The sequence below is a fragment of the Actinoplanes sp. URMC 104 genome, assembly GCF_051386375.1.
Lineage (GTDB): Bacteria > Actinomycetota > Actinomycetes > Mycobacteriales > Micromonosporaceae > Actinoplanes.
Genome location: NZ_JBPQTO010000010.1, coordinates 38,068 through 53,384, shown reverse-complemented (window position 1 = coordinate 53,384; position 15,317 = coordinate 38,068). Strand labels below are relative to the sequence as shown.

The window sequence follows — 15,317 nt, the reverse complement described above, 5'->3', positions numbered from 1 at the left end:
TCGCCCCCCACGGCCCCACCGGCTGACCGCCCCCCCAATCGCCCCCCCAAATCGCCCCGCACCAGAGGAGTCCGATGCCGAGCTACAACCTGTCACCGACCGTCGTCTTCATCAGCCAGCTCGGCACCGACGGCGACTCATGGCAACCCGTCATCAACCTCATCCGCAGCAACGTGCCAACATTCACCTACGACCGGCCGGGCACCGGCACCCGGCCGCCCCGCCCGGAACCGAACCCGCCGCTGCCATAAAGCGCCTTCGCCATCGAACTCGAAACCGAACTCGCCGAGGCAGGAATCATCGGCCCCCTTGTCGTCGTGGGCCACTCCGTCGGCAGCCTCATCGCCCGCGTCTTCACCGGCCGCAACCAGCGCCGCGTCATCGGAGCCGTCCATGTCGACGGTTCCATCCCCCGCCTGGCGCTGTGGCCAGTCGTCGACATCCCGCAGCCGCCGGACGGGGACGGCCCGGACGCGACCCACTTCGACACCCTTACCGGAGAGGTCGAGGTGCTGCAATCGCGGCGTGCGAGCGAGGTGAGATCAGCCGTCGTCACCCGGACCCCAGGCCGGTGGGAACCACCCTGGCCGGCGGAGGCGCTCGACCCGTTATGGCTGGCACATCAGCGACGCCTGGCCTGGAGCCTCGACACGCCGCTCATCGTCGCGGCTGACGCCGGGCACCAAATTCCTGATGAGGCGCCAGAACTGGTCGCCTACCTGATCGATGAGGTGATCGACCACTGCCGCAGAGACCTCACCATGCTGATGCCCGACCAAGAGCGTCTCGCGGTTGCCGGCGGCCGAGCAGACAGGCCGTGGGAGGACATCCCGCACTGGAACTCGTAGCCGCCAACGGCCTTGCATGCAGAAACACCTCGGGCATCGCTCGTTTGCCATCAGCGATCGTCCGATCGACCAACGTCACTCCTGCTGAGCGGGCCACATCCCCACGCACCGGCACGCCGTTGAACAGGTGCGGTCGGGTTTCGTGGACTGGGGCCCGGCCGCACACCAGTCCACCGATCCCGGTCCGCTCGGAGCCATTCGTGACCTACCAGCCGCCCCAGTTCAACCCGCACCAGCAGCCCACCTCCGGGCAGCCCTACGGCGCTCCCCCGCCCGGCTGGGCCGGCGCGCAGCCGCCGCCGAAGAAGAAGCGCAAATGGCCGTGGATCGTCGGCGGGATCGTGCTGCTCGGCGTCCTGGGCTGCGTCGGCCTGTTCACCCTGGTGCTCGGCGGCACAGCGAAGGTGGCCGGCGACCTGGACGACAACGTCAAGGGCAAGAACGCCGCGGCCGGGCAGATGGGCAAGGCGGCCACCGACGGGAAGTTCCAGTTCACCGTCACCAACATGGCGTGCGGTGCCACGTCGGTCGGGCCGGCCGAGTACGGGGAGAAGGCGCAAGGCCAGTTCTGCCTCGTCGACGTCACGGTGAAGAACGTCGGCACGTCGGCGGAGGTGTTCTCCGACATGTCGCAGCAGGCGTACGACGCGAAGGGCACCGAGTACTCGGTGGACTCAGGTGCGGGGACGTGGGCGAACAAGGACCACTCGACGTTCCTCGAGTCGATCAACCCGGGGAACGCGGTGAATGGCAAGCTGGTGTTCGATGTGCCGGCCGGGACGAAGCTGACGTCGATCGTGTTGCACGAGTCGACGTTCACCGCCGGTGTCCGGGTGCCGCTGAAGTAGACCAAACGGGAACGGCCCGCACCCTTCCTCGGGGTGCGGGCCGTTTCGTGCTTGGCGGGCTAGGTATCTAGGACCGCCACCGTGACGTTGTCTGGGGCGCCCGCATCAAGGGTGAGCTCGATGAGCCGTTCTACTGCCTGTTCCCGCGGGTTCGTCACGAGCTCGTGCCGGATGACATCTTGATCGACGTACGAGCTGAGCCCGTCCGAGCACAGCAGCAGCCGGTCCCCCGCCCGCACGTCGAGGGGTGACAGGTCCGGCGACCGGCCGTCCAGGCGGCCGTCGAGGAACCGTGACAGCCGCTCGGGCAGCAGGGGCACGGTGCCCGCCGCGGCCAACAACCGCCCGTAGACGTGATCGTCGGTAAGGCGCCGCAACCGCCCGGCGCGCAGCAGATAGGCGCGCGAGTCGCCGATGTTGGCGAGCGCGTACCGGCCCTGTGACCACATCACCGCGACCAGGGTGGTGCCCATGCCGGCCACCTCCGGCTGGTCGGCGATCCGCCGCTGCATGGCGTGGCTGGCCGCGTGCACCGCTTGGCCCAGCTCGGCGGCCAGCAGCCCCGGCGGGCAGGCCCGGTCGAACTCCCGGACGGCGTCGATGACGGTCGAGCTAGCCACGTCGCCGGCCACGTGCCCGCCCATGCCGTCCGCGATGGCCAGGAGGTAATCGCCGACGTAGTAGCTGTCCTCGTTGCGCTTCTTGCGGTAGCCGACATGGGTGCCGATCGCGATCGCTGGCATGGCTACTCCCCGTCTTCTTCGTCGGGCCAAGGGTCGACGGCGCTGGCGTCGCGCTCGAGGGTCATGACGGTCTCGACGCGGTCGCTGGCGATGATGTACTCGGTGACCTCGACCGGCTTGTCGTCGCCGCCGGAGGTGCCCTGCCGGACAATCTCGAGGACGGGCAGGCTGGTCGGGATGTGCAGCAGCTTCGCCTCGTCCTTGCTGGGCATGCGGGCGCGGTGGAACTCCACCCAGGAGAGCGGCCAGTGTCCGGCCTTCTCGATGCGGTACAGCCACTCACCGGCGGCGGGGTTCTTGTCGACGTCGGCGACGATGTCCGCAACCCGCGGGTGGATCCACGAGATGTTGATCTGGAATGGGGCTTCGCTGATCGGCCCGGTCACCCGGAATCGTCGGGGTACGACCGTGCCCGGCTCGACGCCGAGGAGCTTTGCGATGCGCGGGTCGGTCAGCGCGGTCGGGTTCTTGTCGGCTTCGCCGTGCTTCATCCACTGTTCGCCGGCGCTGGCGGACGGGAACGAGTAGCCGCGCAGGAATAGGTTCCGCTTGACGTAGTGGCCGCGGGGTCGGCGGGTGCGTTCGGCGCCGAACCGGACGATGGCCCGGCCGCCGCGGGTCGCGTTGACGTAGCCGAGCGTTTCAAGGGCGCCGATCGCGCGGTGGACGGTGTTGCGGTTGACCCCGAATTCGCCGGCGAGGGTGTCGAGGGTTGGCAGGGGTGCACCGGGCTCCCACTCGCCTGCCTCGATCCGTTCCCTGATCGCTGCAGCAATGTCTGGGTACTTGGAGCCCTGCGTCATTCGTTCCCCTCTCGCGGATTATCCTAAGATATTGACACCATAGGGCATGGTCGTCACGATGTCCCTAGGCGCTAGGTCAAAACGTCCGCACGGGAGGCCCCGATGACCGCCACCACCTCGGCGAGCAGAGTCATCCGCTCAACGGCTCCGTGCCCTTCCTGGTGCGACGGCCACACTGACGGCAGCCCCGTCCACGCCCGCGACCTTCCCGGCGTGTGGGGCAACCCCAGCAACGGCCCGGTGTTCGGCCTGGCCCTCGAGCGCGAAGACAGCAACGATGGCCCGGGGGTTCCGCGGATCGTCCTGCAGGTATCGCTCGACGGCGTACTGGTGGACATGGCAACGCCGCTGGTGTCGGCCGTAGCCGAGGACTATGCCGTATCGATGCTCCGCCTCGTCCAGGTCGGACTAGCCGAGGCGTGACGTCAGTCGACGTTCAGCGCGTCGCCGGCCTCGATGATGAGCTTGCGTGCCGCTCGGCCCTGGACCGCGTCCTCCCAGGCCGCGTCCAGCCGTTCGCGTAGGACCGCAGCGGAGTTGCCGACGTACTTGTGTTCCTCGAGCCCATCGCTGATCACGGCCTCGTCCAGGTCGTAGAGCGTGAACCCGGCCGACAGGGCTGGACCCTTCAGCGGAACGCCCAGCGGGATGATGCCGATGGTCACGTTGGCGAGACTCGCGACGGTGGCGAGCCGGTCGAGCTGGCCGGCCATGACGGCGGCGTCGCCGCGGACCGTGCGCAGGGCTGCCTCGCCGATGAGGAACTGGAACCTTTTCTCCGAATGCAGCGCCTTCTGTCGTGTGCGCAGGTTGGCGACGGCCTCGTCGATGGCATCCGGATCCAGGGTTGGCGTCAGCACGGCGCGGGTGTAGCCCTCGATCTGAAGGAGTTCCGGGATGACTGTGAGCTCCACGGTGCGGGTGAGCGCGGCAACCCGTTCGAGGTCGCCTGGGGCGCTGGCTGATCCGTCGTGGCTTGCGGTGCGGCGCCGGTAGAGGGACCGCTTGGCTTCGGCATCGATCCGCAGTTTCTGCCAACGGGTCCGTGTCGCCGCGGTCGCACCCGTGGCTTTCGCCCATAGCTCGATGTCGAGCTCGCTGGGCAGCTGCTGGCCCATCTCAATTTTGCTGACTCGCGAGGTGCCCCAGCGGCCGACGCCGGGGTCGTTCTCTGCTACTGCGGTGATCCGGTCGGCGAGTTGCTGCATAGACAGTCCACCGCGGGCGGTGCGCAGGGCGGTGCCTAGCCCGTCGGGTCCGGTGAGTAGTGCTTGCATCTGCCTGTTCTTCACCGGTGCCCCCTTGTCGTCGACCATGCCGCGAGCAGGGCGCATTCCGCCGTGCTTCACACATGCTCCCATTCGGGGCCAGCGGATTGCACGCCTGCTGCGCGCTGCTTCTCGTGCGGCCTGTCCTTATTAGTGGCTTCCGGGCGGTATGGGCGCTTCACCGGAGTAGGTTACTTCGCGATTACTTCACGCGTTAGCCTTGACGTTCGAGAAGTATCTTAGGAAACTTCGGGTAGGCATCCGCCACTGAACTCCCGGCCGGTGCTGGCGCGGCTGAGATCCCCCAGCGCCGGCCGGTACACCCCTCCCGGAGGCACGCCATGACGGCGACCACCAACACTGACACCGACCAAACCTGGCTGCTCGAGCGGCTCAGCCCGCACCGCCTGGCCGAGCTGTCCCAGCCCTTAACCGCCGAGCAGCAGAGGCTGGCCGACGCCCGCATCGCCCGGCACGGCGGTGACCCGGTCACCGCGTTCGGTGCCAGCGCCGACAACCCGGTCGCCGATCAAGTACGCGCCCTGTTCGGGGTGACCCGGTGAGCGCGCAGACACGCCACGACACCCTGGCCGCTGCCGCCCTCGATCGTGCCCGCGCCGATGGTTGCGGCGCCTGCCGCGACACCGTCTGCGGTGACCACTTCAACCCGCGCATCGAGGAGGCTGGCTGGGACGCGGTCGCCGAGCGCATGGACCGGTGGGCTGTCAACGGCTACGCCGGCACCTGGTTGGACGCCCAGTACGACGACCCGGCGGCGCTGCGATGACTACCGACGACCGGCAGATCCAAGCCACGGTGTGCCCGTACGGGCAGGCGATGGACCCCGGCAGCGACGGCGCCGGCCGCGGCGAGCGGGTCAACGGGACCCCGGTGCTCATCGCCCGGGTGCGGGTCTGCAGCATCGGCGAGGCGCTCCTCGAGCGCGCCGGGCTGCGGGGTGCCCGATGAGCGGCCCTGCTCTGTCGCCCGCCGTGCGGGATCTGCTGGCCGCCGCGCAGCGCGAGGACATCGTCTACCTGGACGGCTGGTTCGCCATCAACGGTGTCGCGCTGGTCCGTGCTGCCGCCCAGCAGGCACACGATTTGGTGGCCGCCGGGCTGCTCGCCCACCAGGGCCACCTCCTAGTGCTCACCGCCGCCGGCCGGCAGGCGCTGCGATGAGCGCCCCGACCGTCGTGCGGGCCACTGCCGCGTTCCTCGCCGCCGCCGACGCGCGGCGGCTCACCTACCGGGGCGGTGTCTACTTCTGCAACGGCATCTCGGTGCCCGACCCCGGCCACCGGCTGATCAACGCGCTGATCTGGCACGGCTACCTCGACCGGTACGGCGATGAGCTGCTGCCCTCCGGCCGGCACCTGCCCGCCAACCCCACAGATCTGCCCGCCCTGGACAGCGCCCGATGAGCACCGACCGCGGCCCGCTCGAACCCGGGGCGGCAGCGCCACGACAACACCGTCGCGCAGGTCGCCGCCGCGCCGAGCGTCCCGACCTCGGCAGCCTGCAGTGCCCCCTTGCCCCTACTCGTGATGTTCCGGAAGGAGCCTGACATGTCCCACGCCACCTACGCCCCCACCGCCGGCGGGCACGACGACCACACCCTGGCCGCGTTCCTGGCCACCGTCCCGGCGGCCGCCGCCTACGACCTGACCGAACTGCTGCGCGGCCCGCGCCGCGCGCACCGCCCGGCGCGTCGCGCCGCCCGGGCCCGCGCCATCGACCTGTCGCAGCGGGAGGGCTGAGCCGTGGACTACAAACTGACCGTCCTCACCCACGGCGGCTGGAACGAAACCAGCGGCGAGCACCCGGAAGGCCTGCTGGCCGCCGCCGACTTCCTCACCTGCCTGGCCAGCCACGACCCCGACACCGCATTCACCCTGACCGCCGGGCACGGCCGCGACTTCACCGCCACCTACCGCGACGTCACCTCCGTGCACCTGGAGGTGGCGCTGTGACCCGCCTCGCGAAAGCCCGCACCCGCCGCACCCCGCCCACCCGGGTGACCGCCTGCCTGCCGAAACCGGCCGGCGTCGAACTGCACTTCCTCACCGGCCGCCGCCGCAGGACGATCGGATGAACCTCAACGACCACTACCGCGCCCTCGGCTACGGCTGGGACCAGCTGGCCGCCGCCGACGACGGCAACCGGGTGGCGCTGCTGTTCGACCAGGCCGACCGCTTCGCAGACCTGGCCGCATCCCGGCTCGCCGACCCGCACGCGGACGAGCAGATCGCGGTCCTGCTGCGGGTGATCGCCGACGCGGACCTGGCCGCCACCGGGCGGCTGTCGCGCCGGCACTACACCGATTCGGTGTTCGAGGCCGAGGTGGGCGGGTTCTTCGACCGGTTCGCCGCCGAACCCGACCTGACCGCCCGGGCCTGCATGCTCGAGGAACTGTGCGGTCTGCTGCGCGACGCCAGCGTCGCCGAGACGATCGCGTACCTGCCGTACGCGCCGGGCATGGTCGGCTGGCGGCACGAGGAACACCTGCCGTCGGCGCGCACCCTGCGCGGGTTCCTCGCCGCGCTGGGTGTGGCGTGGCGTACGCGGAGGGCCGTCTGATGTGGGGCGCGAATTACCTCCTGCGCGTCTACCGCGACGGCACCGACGAGCAGGTATCGCAGACCGGCTTCTGGGGCCAGCACACCGACGACGACCTCGAAGCCCTCGCATGGTTCGGCACCCAACTCGTCTACTGGTCGCCGCAGTATCGCCTCGAGCTGCAGGCTGAGAACAACGGCTGGACGCAGATGTTGAAGGCGTCGCCAGGCTCGCTGCTGTGCGGACACGACCGGCGCGACCTCAACGGCCGCTGCAACGACGGGTCGTGGTGCTCGTGAAACGCACCCTCGATCTGAATCTGGTGCCCGTAACCGCGCTCGCCGCCGTGCCGGGTGACGCGTGCCCGTTCATCGACTGCCCGACCGGCCGTCTGGTGTACGACAGCTGCGGGCATCTGGTCTGCGCCGACTGCAACGTGGACGCGGTCACCGTTGAGAAACTCGTGCACGAGCACCGGGCGGGGGTGGCGTCGTGAGCGCCCTCGTGTGTCAGCACTGTTCGTCGTGCGGCAGCGACGTCCACGACGGTGCTCGTACCTGCCCGACGTGTGGGTGGTCGTGGTGAGTGACTGCATCGGCGTTGGCTGCCCCGTGTGCGACCCAAACGAGCTCGACTTTGATCCGGCTGATGTCGCCGACATGGACGAGCCGCAGTCCCTGCCGGTTGTGAACTACCCGGACGAGGAGCCGTTCTGATGGGCGCGGTCGACATTGTCAGGGCTGAGGCACTGTTCTGCTCGGACCTGAGCCCAATTGATCTGCCGGACGGTTTGCTGGTCCGCGGCACGGTCGACGCTGTGCTGGCCGAACTCGGCGTAGGCGAGTGTGCGGCGCGGCTGGCGCAGGCGTACGGCGACGACGAGATGTGGGCTGCCGGGCGGATGCGGTGGTGCGCTGCTGTGGTGCGGCGCGCCTACCTGCCGGTGCACGTCTGACCGGCTCCCCGGGCACCCAGCCTGCCGCCCTGACTTCCCCTGGGCTGGGTGTCTCGGAGGCCAGTTCAGGCCGAGACCGAAGGAGAAGGCATGCATTACGCGAACCTGACCGTGGCGCAGCAGCGGCTGTGCGACAAAGCCGAACAGGCTGAAGACATCACCGTGTTCCTGCGGCAGACGGACGCCCTCGCCGCGGACAAGGCCGCTGTGGCGGAGCTGCTGGGCGGCGAGGATGCCGGCGCGGAGTTTCTGCGATGAGCCGCGACCCGGTCGCTAAGACGATCGTGGAGGCGTTCACCGCCACCTACCCGCACGAGACCGACGAGCAGCTGTACGCGCGGATCATGCGCGCGGCGAAGAGCGCCAGCAACCCGAACGCCGAAATCCCCATGACGGTGCAGACGGTGACGTACTGGCGGACGCAGGTGACGCAGGTGACGCCATGAGCAGCTACCCGACCGGCCGAGACGCGCTCGCCCGGCACCTGTACGTCGTCGAACCGCACGGCCCCGAGGTGGGGCTGACGGCGGCGGAGCAGGCCGCCGGCGCACGGGAGTGGGACAGCCGGCAGGTGACGGCACGCGACAGGGCCGACTGCTATCAGCGGGCCGACCGGATCCTCGCGGAGGCGGCCCGGTGAACGCCTACACCGGCGACCCGCGGGTCACCGACCACGGGCACGGCCACTACGAGGTCAGCCACCGTCCCGGCGGCGTGCCGACCGGGTGTGTGCAGCGCCGCTGCGGCGGCGTGTTCGTCGCGATCGTCGACGGCGCCGACCCGAACCCGCCGCAGTTCGCCTCCGCCGACGAGGCAATCCGGTCGCTGATCGGCGACCCGCGGTGACCGCCACGACGAACCTGGGCCCGGACACCGAACCGATGGGCCGCGGCTGGCGGGTACACCGCGCCGACGGCACCAGCCGGATCGTGCTGCCGCGGCTGTCCGGTGAGGGCTGGGCGGTGTACGCGGCCGGGTCCACCCACGAGCGGCGGCTGCCCGACCACCTCGGGCTGGCCGGCTCCTGGCGGCGGCAGCCGGAGCAGTGCATCGCCTGGGCGCGGGAGGCGACGTGAGCGATCTGCAGCCGCTGCTGGCCCGCGAGAACTACCTCGATGAGGAATGGCTGATGGCCGCGCAGGGCCGCTGCATCCGGGCGTGGCCGGTGGAGTCCGAACCGTACTGCGGCGATCCGTCCGACCCGGCCTCGCACTACCGGTTCTGCACCCCGCACGACGCCGAGGCCCGCGACAACCCGGCCTACGGGCGATGACCGACAAGGAGAAGGGCCGCGCTGGAGTCCTGGAAGACGAGCGCGGCCCACGAACCCCCGGGAGGGAACACCATGAACGTACAGCACGCCAACCTCAACCGGCCGCGGCCGTGGCGACCCGCGCCGCTGACGACCGAGCAGCTGCAGCAGGCGATGCAGCCCGCCTACCCGTCACAGGGCCGCCTCGGCCGGGCCGGTGGGCGATGAGGCACCGCGACCTGGCCGGCCTGACCGCCGAACAGGTGCGCCTGCTGCTGACGGTGCGCGCCCGAGCCCTGCGCGACGGCACCCCCGCCGTCAATCTCCTCCTGCAGTCCGGCGCCCCGCGAGAGGATCAGGCGGTCGTCGCGGACCGGCTGTGCCCCGGCGCAGGCGACGGCTACCGCCGCTGATGCCCACCGTCGGACAACGCCTGCGCCCCGGCGGAGCGCCACTGGCTCTGCAGTGGACGGGCCGGGAGTGGACACCGGTGTGCCCGCTCGACGATCTGCCCCTGACCGCAATCGACGGCGTGCTGTGCTGCCCCCGATGCCTGCGGCCGCACACCACCCTCGCAGAGATCGCGCGGTCGCTGCGGTGATGCCGACACGGAACCCCATAAACCACACCGACGACCTGTCCGCCACGCCCGGCGCGGCCGGGCACAGCTGATGACCACCCAACAACCCCGAGAAGCGCTGATGTCCACCGTTCAGCTCACCGGGTTTAGCCGCCGCACGGGGAACCGGCACCGGCAGCAGCCGCCACACCGTCGCCGCATCCCTGCACCCGGTTTACGGCCGGCTGACCCTCGGGCACGATCCGCCGCAGCGGCCTCGCCGACATGACCGGCGCCGGTGTGGCAGGCCCGGCGACTACCGCGACACCGAACAAGCACTCCTCGACGCCACTCAGCAGCTCGACAACGCAAGGAGCACCCATGCCCAGCCAAACCACAGACCTTGAGGCCGCCATCAGTGCAGACCTCACCACCGAAGGCGCGCTCAGCCTCGACACGCTTGTCAAGCGCTACGGCGGCCCCACCGACCCCCGCTGGGTCGGCGTGGCCCTCGCGCACCTGCACCGCGACGGCACCATCCGTTGGATCTCCTGCGATGCCGCGCACAACCACGACGGCAACTGCGCGATAGAGCTCGCGCCGCGATGACCGCCACCGGCTCCCCCCACCGTCTGCGCCGTCTCACACGCCCCCGGCTACGTGCCGGGCGAGCACGGCGGCGACATCCACCTGTACCGCTCGCTCACCACCACCGCACAGTGGTGGCTGTGTGACGCCGACGCCGATGACGCCCCACGCCGGGGCATTCACATCAAGCTCATCGACGAGCCGGAGGACGCGTCGTGAGTGTCCGCAGAGGCTGGGCGTGGGGCATCACCAACCACGGCGAGTGGCTGAGCATCGCCGGGTCGGCTCACGCCCGCCCGCACCTCGCCGACACACCTCGCGAGGCGACCCCGTACCCGGCGAACATCGTCAACACCGTTGCGGTGCTCGCGCTCGTCGAGGAGCAGGGCGGCTACTTTCGCATCCTCGAGACCACCGAGGCGGCGCCGTGACCCGCGAGGAACTCACCGACCGCATCCACGCCCTGCTGGACCTGTACCTCAACCTCGAGGGCGGGGAAATGATGCTGCCTCTCAAGCAGCACAAGATTGCCGGCCTGGCCGACGTGATCGAGCACCTAGTGACCGACGCCGTCCAGGACGATGTGCAGTGATCACCGAGTACACGATCTGCGCCTTGCCCGAGAACAACGTCAACTACCGGCACTACGCGATCACCGTTGCCTACCGCGGCGACGGACGCTGGGCGGTAACCCACATGTCGCACTGCCTCAGTGCCGACGGGCAGTGGGATTACGAGATGCGCCCGTCCGAGCGGGACGACGACTGGGTGGACGACCACCGCTTCGACGAGCAGACCGCGCTGCGGCTGGCCGAAGAACAGGCGCCGCTGGTGACCTGCAACGGCCTGACCGTCACCGACCTTCTCGCTCGGAGCGGTCGATGAGCGTCGTCTGCGAAAGGTGTCATGACCCGATCGTGAAGGTGGGAGAGACCCGCTCCGGTCTGGCCTTGTGGGACCACGACGGTGAACCGGCCAGCCACAAGGTCGAGCCGAAGCCGCTGTGCCCGGAGTGCCGGTCGTTCGACTACGCGCACTACCAGACCAACTGGGGCTACGGCTGGCGCTGCTCCGACTGCGGCTACGACGACTACTACTCCCTGGGGGACTGACGACCACGATGGAAGAGCTGTACCCGGAAGGGCAGGGCTACCACCAGGCACACGAGGCGTACATCCGTGCGGTCGCTGACCTCCTCCCGTTCGCCGGGTTCCATGTCGACGACTGGTCGGCTGAGCCCAACGACCCTCGGGATGGATTCATCGGCCTGCACGTCGCGATCAACGGCGAAGCGAGAGATGCCGGCCCGATCTGGGAGAACGACGAGGTGAACCTGGCCTGGTCGGAGGACCGGGGTTGGGCTTTGGTATCCGTCGCGCAGTCGCACACCAATGACGGCCGGTTCGTGTACGACTTGCCCGTGGCCCGGGTTGCCTCCCCCGCCTCGGTGGAGCTGGCCGCTGCGATGCAGATCGGCGAGGAGTGCCACCCGGTCGCCGATGCGCATCCCGACGTCGACTTCCCCGACCACACCTTCGAGGACGACGACCCGGCGTTCGAGGCGGCTCTAGCTCACTACCGGGCCCCGGCGTGACTCTCGCCAACGTCACCGCCGACCGGGTGCTGCACCTGATCCAGCAGGGCTGCCGCACCCGTCTGGATTTGGCGGACCGGCTGGGTGTGTTGCCGGCCTGGCACCAACTCGAGGACGTGATCGACGTGCTGAAGGCGCAGGAGCGGGTGGTGGAGGCTCACGGCTACCTGCATGCGCATGACCTACTCGAAGACCTGGAGGACTAGATGACCTACCAACCGTCCTACACCTCGCTCGTCGCCGCCCTCCGGGCACAGTTCCCCGCTGACGACCTCCGCACGCTCCACTTGAAGTTCCTGCTCTGGAAGGCGATGGAGGGCGAGGGCGCCGTCAACGATGCGCAGGAAACGCTGCACGGCGCGGTCGTCGACGCCTTGAACCCCGAGTACGACCCGGGCGAGGATGCGCACCCGGCGGTTCGTGACTGGTTTGCAAGCGGAGCGCGCCGATGACCACCGCCGCCCGCATCCTCGATGACATCGCCGCGACGATCCGTGAGCTCGACGACCCTGAAGACGGCTTGTCCGCCGTCGAGCTGGGCGAGCTGCTCTCCCACCACCTGCCCGCCTACGGACTGGAACGTCACCGCAAGCCGGAGGTGGCACCGTTCGTCGCCCGCACCAACCCGGACAAGCGCGTCGGCGCCGGTCACTTGGCCGAGCTGATCGTCGCCGAGTTCGACCTGGACAAGGAGCACTGACATGGCCGTGACGATTCCCCGCGTCGAGATCAACGCAGTTATGGATAGCTATGGCCAGCCCTGGCCTCCCGACGGTGACTCGGACTCCACCACCGTCCGCGACGCTGCTGCAGCCATCCGCCGGGTAGTCGAAGGCATCGTCGGTGGCAGGTTCGAGGATGCGTCTCGTCGGGTCCTGATGTCGAAACTTGCCGACGACCTCGACGCCTTGGTCGACCGGGTCGAGGAGCGGCACGCCAACGCCATGTGGTCGCACACGGTCGGGGTGAACCCGTGACTGCCCCTACCCGCGAGCAGGTCGAGGCAGCCGTCGGTGAAGGCATCACCCTCGCCGACCTGTTCACCCGATTCGGGCTGGCCGACGACGACATCCGCGGCCGGGTCCAGATTGCCGAGATTCTGGACGGAATGCAGCGCGACGGTGTCGTCTCGTACAGCGCGCGACCCGAGGCCACAGCATGACGCCACTTCCCTGCCTCGCATGGCGCCGCTGCCGGAGTCGCAGGACGCCGCGAACCTGCAGGCGATGCTCGCCGACGACACATTCCGCGGCTACTGGGATGACATCCGCGAGTCGCTGCGCCGGCTCACCGGCGCCGCCGCGCGGGAGGCGCTTCGACGAATGCATGAACCTCGTCGGTTTTCTCGCTTCCGGCGCCCGGCTAATGGCGTACGCCCTCGACAACCCGAAGGTCGCCGAGTCTGCCGTTTTGGGTGCGAGCACCTCGCTTGCGTACCAGGCGCTGAACGCAGCTCTCGAGAACTGGAATCCGTAACCGTGCTGACCGTCCGCCCCGACCAGCCGATCCACTACGAAACCCCTGACGAGGTCCGCGCGCACATCGCTGTGCTGGCCTCTGAGGGCCGCACGGACGCGTTGGCGGACATGGCGCGGGCGTTGCTGGCCGAGCTCGAGAAGCACCGAGGAGAAGCCTGATGGGCGAGCTGGAGCCGACACCCGAGCGCATCGCGGCAGCAAGACGGGCGGCGAGCCGGGAGTGGACGGTCGAACACGACGAGAACGCCTACGCCACGTGCGGGCCGGCCATGACCGACCTCATCAACGCCGGGTTGGCTCTGTTGTACATGCCGCCAACCCGGCTGCGGCTGGACTACTGGACGTTAACGCCGCGCGGTTTCGAGTGGTTGGCCCGCGCCGAGCGGGACCTCAAGTCCTGACCATGTGTCGGCCGTGTGGGTCTCGCCGCCACTACGTGCTCGTGGTGGTTGACCTGGCGTGCGGCTGCCAACCCGAAATGTATGCGTGCGGCTGCCGCTGCGGCGACCACCTGCACGAGGACTGCGACGGGACAACCGTCGCCGAACTGGAGGAAACGATGAGCGAGGACTGGACCACCGTCACCAACGCCCGCGAGCTGCCCGACGGCACCATCGTGCGCTACGACGGCGACGACTGGATCGCCTACCCCGAGCGGGAGATCGGCGGGCAGAAGATCCGCTGGCAGTCGGAGAACGGGCTCGCTGCGGACCGCGCCATGGACCGCATGCTCGACGACGGCGCGCAGGTCGTCGGCCTGGACCTGGAAGCGGTTGCCGAGTTCACCGCCATCATGAAGGCGGCAGGCCGGTGACCGAGATTCGCACGCAGCGGTTCGTGGTTGAGGTGTCCGCTTCGCTGATGCCGCCGATGACCGAGCAGGAGCTATATGACGTGGTGGCCCGGCTCGCCTACCAGAAGGAAGAGAAGCGCGGCATGGGCGGACCTGGGGGTGCACGTCACCGAGACGACCGTGGCCGGCGTCGACTACGAGGCGGAGTGGTCTTGGTGACCGCGCCTCGGGCAGCGGACCTGCCGCTCAAGACGCATATCAGGGCCGGGATGCTGGGTGACCTGTGGAAGCACCCGAAGTCGCCGCCGGAGTTCCCCTGGTTCTGCTCGACCGGCGGTTTCGGTGAGGAGCTCTCCGACGAGGCGGTGCAGCTCATGCTTGATGACGGATCCGCCCAGGTGCTGCGGGTCGGCGCCGGGAGCAGGCAGTGAGCGACGAGTCGTATCTGAAGGTGGCCGGCTGGGGGTTCATCCCGCTGCCTGGCGAGAAGAAGCACCGACGCAAGGCGCTCGAGGAGGCGCGGGAGATGCTGCGGATCGCCGAAGACTGCGGGCAGCGGGACCGGGAAGACAAAACCGGGGAGGATCTGAACTCGCCCGGTCCGGTGGCATCGTCTGGCTCGACGAGCTGGAGTCACCTACGACAACGCCCACGGCGCGTGGGTTGACTGCCGCCGCGTTGCCCTCGCCGCCCACCAGGGCGTGCCGGTCGAGGACGTCATCGCCGCCAAGCGGGCCGAGCCCGTTCTGGCCGCGGTCAAGCAGATCCTCGAGACCGTTCCAGACGGTGAAACAGGCAGGTGCCCTACCACCCGTCAAGGCGCTCACCTCGCCCGCTCGCCGACGCACAGAAGCGGGCGCTGCAGATTGCCGGGGTCAGTGCCAACCGGACGGCGCACGTCGGTCAGGCCACTCGCCCGACGCTGCGGGTGCTGGCACATAAGGGCTACGGAACGCTCAACTACCCAGCCGGCCTTGGTCGGCGTTGAGTAGTCGAGTCGCTGACGCTGCACTAGCGCGGCATGCCGTCT

45 protein-coding genes are annotated in these 15,317 nt (G+C 69.3%); 42 read left to right on the top strand and 3 right to left on the bottom strand.

Annotated features, from left to right (window positions below):
* Positions 1-74 precede the first annotated feature (74 nt).
* The 3 genes from ACSNN8_RS25710 (at position 75) to ACSNN8_RS25700 (ending at position 1,696) form a co-directional block, all read left to right on the top strand.
* Positions 75-251, top strand: coding sequence for an alpha/beta fold hydrolase (locus ACSNN8_RS25710; protein ID WP_436652118.1), 177 nt, complete (start codon positions 75-77; stop codon positions 249-251).
* A 66-nt stretch (positions 252-317) separates the two neighbouring features.
* Positions 318-848 (top strand): hypothetical protein, encoded by a 531-nt coding sequence (locus tag ACSNN8_RS25705; RefSeq protein ID WP_436652117.1) that lies wholly within the window; start codon positions 318-320, stop codon positions 846-848.
* A gap of 200 nt (positions 849-1,048) precedes the next feature.
* Positions 1,049-1,696: a DUF4352 domain-containing protein gene (locus ACSNN8_RS25700; RefSeq protein ID WP_436652116.1), complete on the top strand. Its 648-nt coding sequence runs from the start codon at positions 1,049-1,051 to the stop codon at positions 1,694-1,696.
* Between the two features lie 59 nt (positions 1,697-1,755).
* On the opposite strand, the gene ACSNN8_RS25695 is transcribed toward ACSNN8_RS25700, so the two are convergent.
* Positions 1,756-2,439, bottom strand: a complete 684-nt coding sequence (locus ACSNN8_RS25695) for a PP2C family protein-serine/threonine phosphatase (protein WP_436652115.1) — start codon at positions 2,437-2,439, stop codon at positions 1,756-1,758.
* Positions 2,440-2,441: 2 nt separating this feature from the next.
* Positions 2,442-3,242, bottom strand: coding sequence for a GntR family transcriptional regulator (locus tag ACSNN8_RS25690; RefSeq protein ID WP_436652114.1), 801 nt, complete (start codon positions 3,240-3,242; stop codon positions 2,442-2,444).
* 102 nt (positions 3,243-3,344) lie between these two features.
* Between ACSNN8_RS25690 and ACSNN8_RS25685 the strand changes: the two genes are divergently transcribed.
* Positions 3,345-3,665, top strand: coding sequence for a hypothetical protein (locus tag ACSNN8_RS25685; protein ID WP_436652113.1), 321 nt, complete (start codon positions 3,345-3,347; stop codon positions 3,663-3,665).
* 2 nt (positions 3,666-3,667) lie between these two features.
* Here the strand turns inward: ACSNN8_RS25685 and ACSNN8_RS25680 are convergent, their stop codons facing one another.
* Positions 3,668-4,558, bottom strand: coding sequence for a DUF5753 domain-containing protein (locus ACSNN8_RS25680; protein WP_436652112.1), 891 nt, complete (start codon positions 4,556-4,558; stop codon positions 3,668-3,670).
* 293 nt (positions 4,559-4,851) lie between these two features.
* On the opposite strand from ACSNN8_RS25680, the gene ACSNN8_RS25675 reads away from it, so the two are divergent.
* The 38 genes from ACSNN8_RS25675 (at position 4,852) to ACSNN8_RS25490 (ending at position 14,954) form a co-directional block, all read left to right on the top strand.
* On the top strand, positions 4,852-5,073 hold the full coding sequence (locus ACSNN8_RS25675) for a hypothetical protein (protein WP_436652111.1): 222 nt from the start codon (positions 4,852-4,854) through the stop codon (positions 5,071-5,073).
* Positions 5,070-5,297, top strand: coding sequence for a hypothetical protein (locus ACSNN8_RS25670; protein ID WP_436652110.1), 228 nt, complete (start codon positions 5,070-5,072; stop codon positions 5,295-5,297). Before ACSNN8_RS25675 ends, ACSNN8_RS25670 begins: the two co-directional genes overlap by 4 nt.
* Positions 5,294-5,479: a hypothetical protein gene (locus ACSNN8_RS25665; RefSeq protein ID WP_436652109.1), complete on the top strand. Its 186-nt coding sequence runs from the start codon at positions 5,294-5,296 to the stop codon at positions 5,477-5,479. Before ACSNN8_RS25670 ends, ACSNN8_RS25665 begins: the two co-directional genes overlap by 4 nt.
* Positions 5,476-5,691, top strand: coding sequence for a hypothetical protein (locus tag ACSNN8_RS25660; RefSeq protein ID WP_436652108.1), 216 nt, complete (start codon positions 5,476-5,478; stop codon positions 5,689-5,691). The genes ACSNN8_RS25665 and ACSNN8_RS25660 overlap by 4 nt, the downstream gene beginning before the upstream one ends.
* The gene (locus ACSNN8_RS25655) at positions 5,688-5,933 is read left to right on the top strand and encodes a hypothetical protein (RefSeq protein ID WP_436652107.1); all 246 of its coding nucleotides are present in this window, start codon (positions 5,688-5,690) and stop codon (positions 5,931-5,933) included. The genes ACSNN8_RS25660 and ACSNN8_RS25655 overlap by 4 nt, the downstream gene beginning before the upstream one ends.
* 144 nt (positions 5,934-6,077) lie before the next feature.
* The gene (locus ACSNN8_RS25650) at positions 6,078-6,269 is read left to right on the top strand and encodes a hypothetical protein (RefSeq protein ID WP_436652106.1); all 192 of its coding nucleotides are present in this window, start codon (positions 6,078-6,080) and stop codon (positions 6,267-6,269) included.
* Between the two features lie 3 nt (positions 6,270-6,272).
* Complete coding sequence (locus ACSNN8_RS25645; RefSeq protein WP_436652105.1) at positions 6,273-6,482, top strand: hypothetical protein; 210 nt, start codon at positions 6,273-6,275, stop codon at positions 6,480-6,482.
* Positions 6,479-6,604: a hypothetical protein gene (locus ACSNN8_RS25640; RefSeq protein WP_436652104.1), complete on the top strand. Its 126-nt coding sequence runs from the start codon at positions 6,479-6,481 to the stop codon at positions 6,602-6,604. Before ACSNN8_RS25645 ends, ACSNN8_RS25640 begins: the two co-directional genes overlap by 4 nt.
* Positions 6,601-7,089 (top strand): hypothetical protein, encoded by a 489-nt coding sequence (locus tag ACSNN8_RS25635; RefSeq protein ID WP_436652103.1) that lies wholly within the window; start codon positions 6,601-6,603, stop codon positions 7,087-7,089. Before ACSNN8_RS25640 ends, ACSNN8_RS25635 begins: the two co-directional genes overlap by 4 nt.
* A complete protein-coding gene (locus ACSNN8_RS25630) occupies positions 7,065-7,367 on the top strand; it encodes a hypothetical protein (protein ID WP_436652102.1) in 303 nt (100 codons plus the stop codon). The genes ACSNN8_RS25635 and ACSNN8_RS25630 overlap by 25 nt, the downstream gene beginning before the upstream one ends.
* Entirely contained in the window at positions 7,355-7,564 is a 210-nt protein-coding gene (locus tag ACSNN8_RS25625) for a hypothetical protein (protein ID WP_436652101.1), read from the top strand. The genes ACSNN8_RS25630 and ACSNN8_RS25625 overlap by 13 nt, the downstream gene beginning before the upstream one ends.
* A gap of 85 nt (positions 7,565-7,649) precedes the next feature.
* Complete coding sequence (locus tag ACSNN8_RS25620; RefSeq protein WP_436652100.1) at positions 7,650-7,784, top strand: hypothetical protein; 135 nt, start codon at positions 7,650-7,652, stop codon at positions 7,782-7,784.
* On the top strand, positions 7,784-8,023 hold the full coding sequence (locus ACSNN8_RS25615; protein ID WP_436652099.1) for a hypothetical protein: 240 nt from the start codon (positions 7,784-7,786) through the stop codon (positions 8,021-8,023). Before ACSNN8_RS25620 ends, ACSNN8_RS25615 begins: the two co-directional genes overlap by 1 nt.
* 90 nt (positions 8,024-8,113) lie before the next feature.
* Positions 8,114-8,281 (top strand): hypothetical protein, encoded by a 168-nt coding sequence (locus ACSNN8_RS25610; RefSeq protein ID WP_436652098.1) that lies wholly within the window; start codon positions 8,114-8,116, stop codon positions 8,279-8,281.
* Complete coding sequence (locus ACSNN8_RS25605) at positions 8,278-8,469, top strand: hypothetical protein (protein ID WP_436652097.1); 192 nt, start codon at positions 8,278-8,280, stop codon at positions 8,467-8,469. Before ACSNN8_RS25610 ends, ACSNN8_RS25605 begins: the two co-directional genes overlap by 4 nt.
* On the top strand, positions 8,466-8,663 hold the full coding sequence (locus ACSNN8_RS25600) for a hypothetical protein (protein ID WP_436652096.1): 198 nt from the start codon (positions 8,466-8,468) through the stop codon (positions 8,661-8,663). Before ACSNN8_RS25605 ends, ACSNN8_RS25600 begins: the two co-directional genes overlap by 4 nt.
* Positions 8,660-8,869, top strand: a complete 210-nt coding sequence (locus tag ACSNN8_RS25595) for a hypothetical protein (protein ID WP_436652095.1) — start codon at positions 8,660-8,662, stop codon at positions 8,867-8,869. The genes ACSNN8_RS25600 and ACSNN8_RS25595 overlap by 4 nt, the downstream gene beginning before the upstream one ends.
* On the top strand, positions 8,866-9,099 hold the full coding sequence (locus tag ACSNN8_RS25590; RefSeq protein WP_436652094.1) for a hypothetical protein: 234 nt from the start codon (positions 8,866-8,868) through the stop codon (positions 9,097-9,099). Before ACSNN8_RS25595 ends, ACSNN8_RS25590 begins: the two co-directional genes overlap by 4 nt.
* Positions 9,096-9,296: a hypothetical protein gene (locus ACSNN8_RS25585; RefSeq protein ID WP_436652093.1), complete on the top strand. Its 201-nt coding sequence runs from the start codon at positions 9,096-9,098 to the stop codon at positions 9,294-9,296. The genes ACSNN8_RS25590 and ACSNN8_RS25585 overlap by 4 nt, the downstream gene beginning before the upstream one ends.
* A 72-nt stretch (positions 9,297-9,368) precedes the next feature.
* Complete coding sequence (locus tag ACSNN8_RS25580; protein ID WP_436652092.1) at positions 9,369-9,503, top strand: hypothetical protein; 135 nt, start codon at positions 9,369-9,371, stop codon at positions 9,501-9,503.
* Complete coding sequence (locus tag ACSNN8_RS25575; RefSeq protein ID WP_436652091.1) at positions 9,500-9,688, top strand: hypothetical protein; 189 nt, start codon at positions 9,500-9,502, stop codon at positions 9,686-9,688. The genes ACSNN8_RS25580 and ACSNN8_RS25575 overlap by 4 nt, the downstream gene beginning before the upstream one ends.
* A 527-nt stretch (positions 9,689-10,215) precedes the next feature.
* Positions 10,216-10,443: a hypothetical protein gene (locus tag ACSNN8_RS25570; RefSeq protein WP_436652090.1), complete on the top strand. Its 228-nt coding sequence runs from the start codon at positions 10,216-10,218 to the stop codon at positions 10,441-10,443.
* A gap of 51 nt (positions 10,444-10,494) precedes the next feature.
* Positions 10,495-10,641, top strand: coding sequence for a hypothetical protein (locus tag ACSNN8_RS25565; protein ID WP_436652089.1), 147 nt, complete (start codon positions 10,495-10,497; stop codon positions 10,639-10,641).
* A complete protein-coding gene (locus ACSNN8_RS25560; RefSeq protein WP_436652088.1) occupies positions 10,638-10,853 on the top strand; it encodes a hypothetical protein in 216 nt (71 codons plus the stop codon). The genes ACSNN8_RS25565 and ACSNN8_RS25560 overlap by 4 nt, the downstream gene beginning before the upstream one ends.
* Positions 10,850-11,014, top strand: a complete 165-nt coding sequence (locus tag ACSNN8_RS25555; protein WP_436652087.1) for a hypothetical protein — start codon at positions 10,850-10,852, stop codon at positions 11,012-11,014. The genes ACSNN8_RS25560 and ACSNN8_RS25555 overlap by 4 nt, the downstream gene beginning before the upstream one ends.
* On the top strand, positions 11,011-11,307 hold the full coding sequence (locus ACSNN8_RS25550; protein ID WP_436652086.1) for a hypothetical protein: 297 nt from the start codon (positions 11,011-11,013) through the stop codon (positions 11,305-11,307). The genes ACSNN8_RS25555 and ACSNN8_RS25550 overlap by 4 nt, the downstream gene beginning before the upstream one ends.
* 32 nt (positions 11,308-11,339) lie before the next feature.
* The gene (locus tag ACSNN8_RS25545; RefSeq protein ID WP_436652085.1) at positions 11,340-11,534 is read left to right on the top strand and encodes a hypothetical protein; all 195 of its coding nucleotides are present in this window, start codon (positions 11,340-11,342) and stop codon (positions 11,532-11,534) included.
* An 8-nt stretch (positions 11,535-11,542) separates the two neighbouring features.
* Positions 11,543-12,016: a DUF6292 family protein gene (locus ACSNN8_RS25540; RefSeq protein WP_436652084.1), complete on the top strand. Its 474-nt coding sequence runs from the start codon at positions 11,543-11,545 to the stop codon at positions 12,014-12,016.
* Positions 12,013-12,222: a hypothetical protein gene (locus tag ACSNN8_RS25535; protein WP_436652083.1), complete on the top strand. Its 210-nt coding sequence runs from the start codon at positions 12,013-12,015 to the stop codon at positions 12,220-12,222. Before ACSNN8_RS25540 ends, ACSNN8_RS25535 begins: the two co-directional genes overlap by 4 nt.
* A complete protein-coding gene (locus ACSNN8_RS25530) occupies positions 12,223-12,468 on the top strand; it encodes a hypothetical protein (RefSeq protein WP_436652082.1) in 246 nt (81 codons plus the stop codon). It begins immediately after the preceding gene.
* Positions 12,465-12,716: a hypothetical protein gene (locus tag ACSNN8_RS25525; protein ID WP_436652081.1), complete on the top strand. Its 252-nt coding sequence runs from the start codon at positions 12,465-12,467 to the stop codon at positions 12,714-12,716. Before ACSNN8_RS25530 ends, ACSNN8_RS25525 begins: the two co-directional genes overlap by 4 nt.
* Position 12,717: 1 nt before the next feature.
* Positions 12,718-12,993: a hypothetical protein gene (locus ACSNN8_RS25520; protein ID WP_436652080.1), complete on the top strand. Its 276-nt coding sequence runs from the start codon at positions 12,718-12,720 to the stop codon at positions 12,991-12,993.
* Positions 12,990-13,178, top strand: coding sequence for a hypothetical protein (locus tag ACSNN8_RS25515; RefSeq protein ID WP_436652079.1), 189 nt, complete (start codon positions 12,990-12,992; stop codon positions 13,176-13,178). The genes ACSNN8_RS25520 and ACSNN8_RS25515 overlap by 4 nt, the downstream gene beginning before the upstream one ends.
* A 19-nt stretch (positions 13,179-13,197) precedes the next feature.
* Positions 13,198-13,653, top strand: a complete 456-nt coding sequence (locus ACSNN8_RS25510) for a hypothetical protein (RefSeq protein ID WP_436652078.1) — start codon at positions 13,198-13,200, stop codon at positions 13,651-13,653.
* Positions 13,653-13,895, top strand: coding sequence for a hypothetical protein (locus ACSNN8_RS25505; protein WP_436652077.1), 243 nt, complete (start codon positions 13,653-13,655; stop codon positions 13,893-13,895). The genes ACSNN8_RS25510 and ACSNN8_RS25505 overlap by 1 nt, the downstream gene beginning before the upstream one ends.
* 41 nt (positions 13,896-13,936) lie before the next feature.
* Complete coding sequence (locus ACSNN8_RS25500; RefSeq protein WP_436652076.1) at positions 13,937-14,308, top strand: hypothetical protein; 372 nt, start codon at positions 13,937-13,939, stop codon at positions 14,306-14,308.
* Positions 14,305-14,718, top strand: a complete 414-nt coding sequence (locus ACSNN8_RS25495; protein WP_436652075.1) for a hypothetical protein — start codon at positions 14,305-14,307, stop codon at positions 14,716-14,718. Before ACSNN8_RS25500 ends, ACSNN8_RS25495 begins: the two co-directional genes overlap by 4 nt.
* Positions 14,715-14,954 (top strand): hypothetical protein, encoded by a 240-nt coding sequence (locus ACSNN8_RS25490; RefSeq protein ID WP_436652074.1) that lies wholly within the window; start codon positions 14,715-14,717, stop codon positions 14,952-14,954. The genes ACSNN8_RS25495 and ACSNN8_RS25490 overlap by 4 nt, the downstream gene beginning before the upstream one ends.
* Positions 14,955-15,317: the final 363 nt, after the last annotated feature.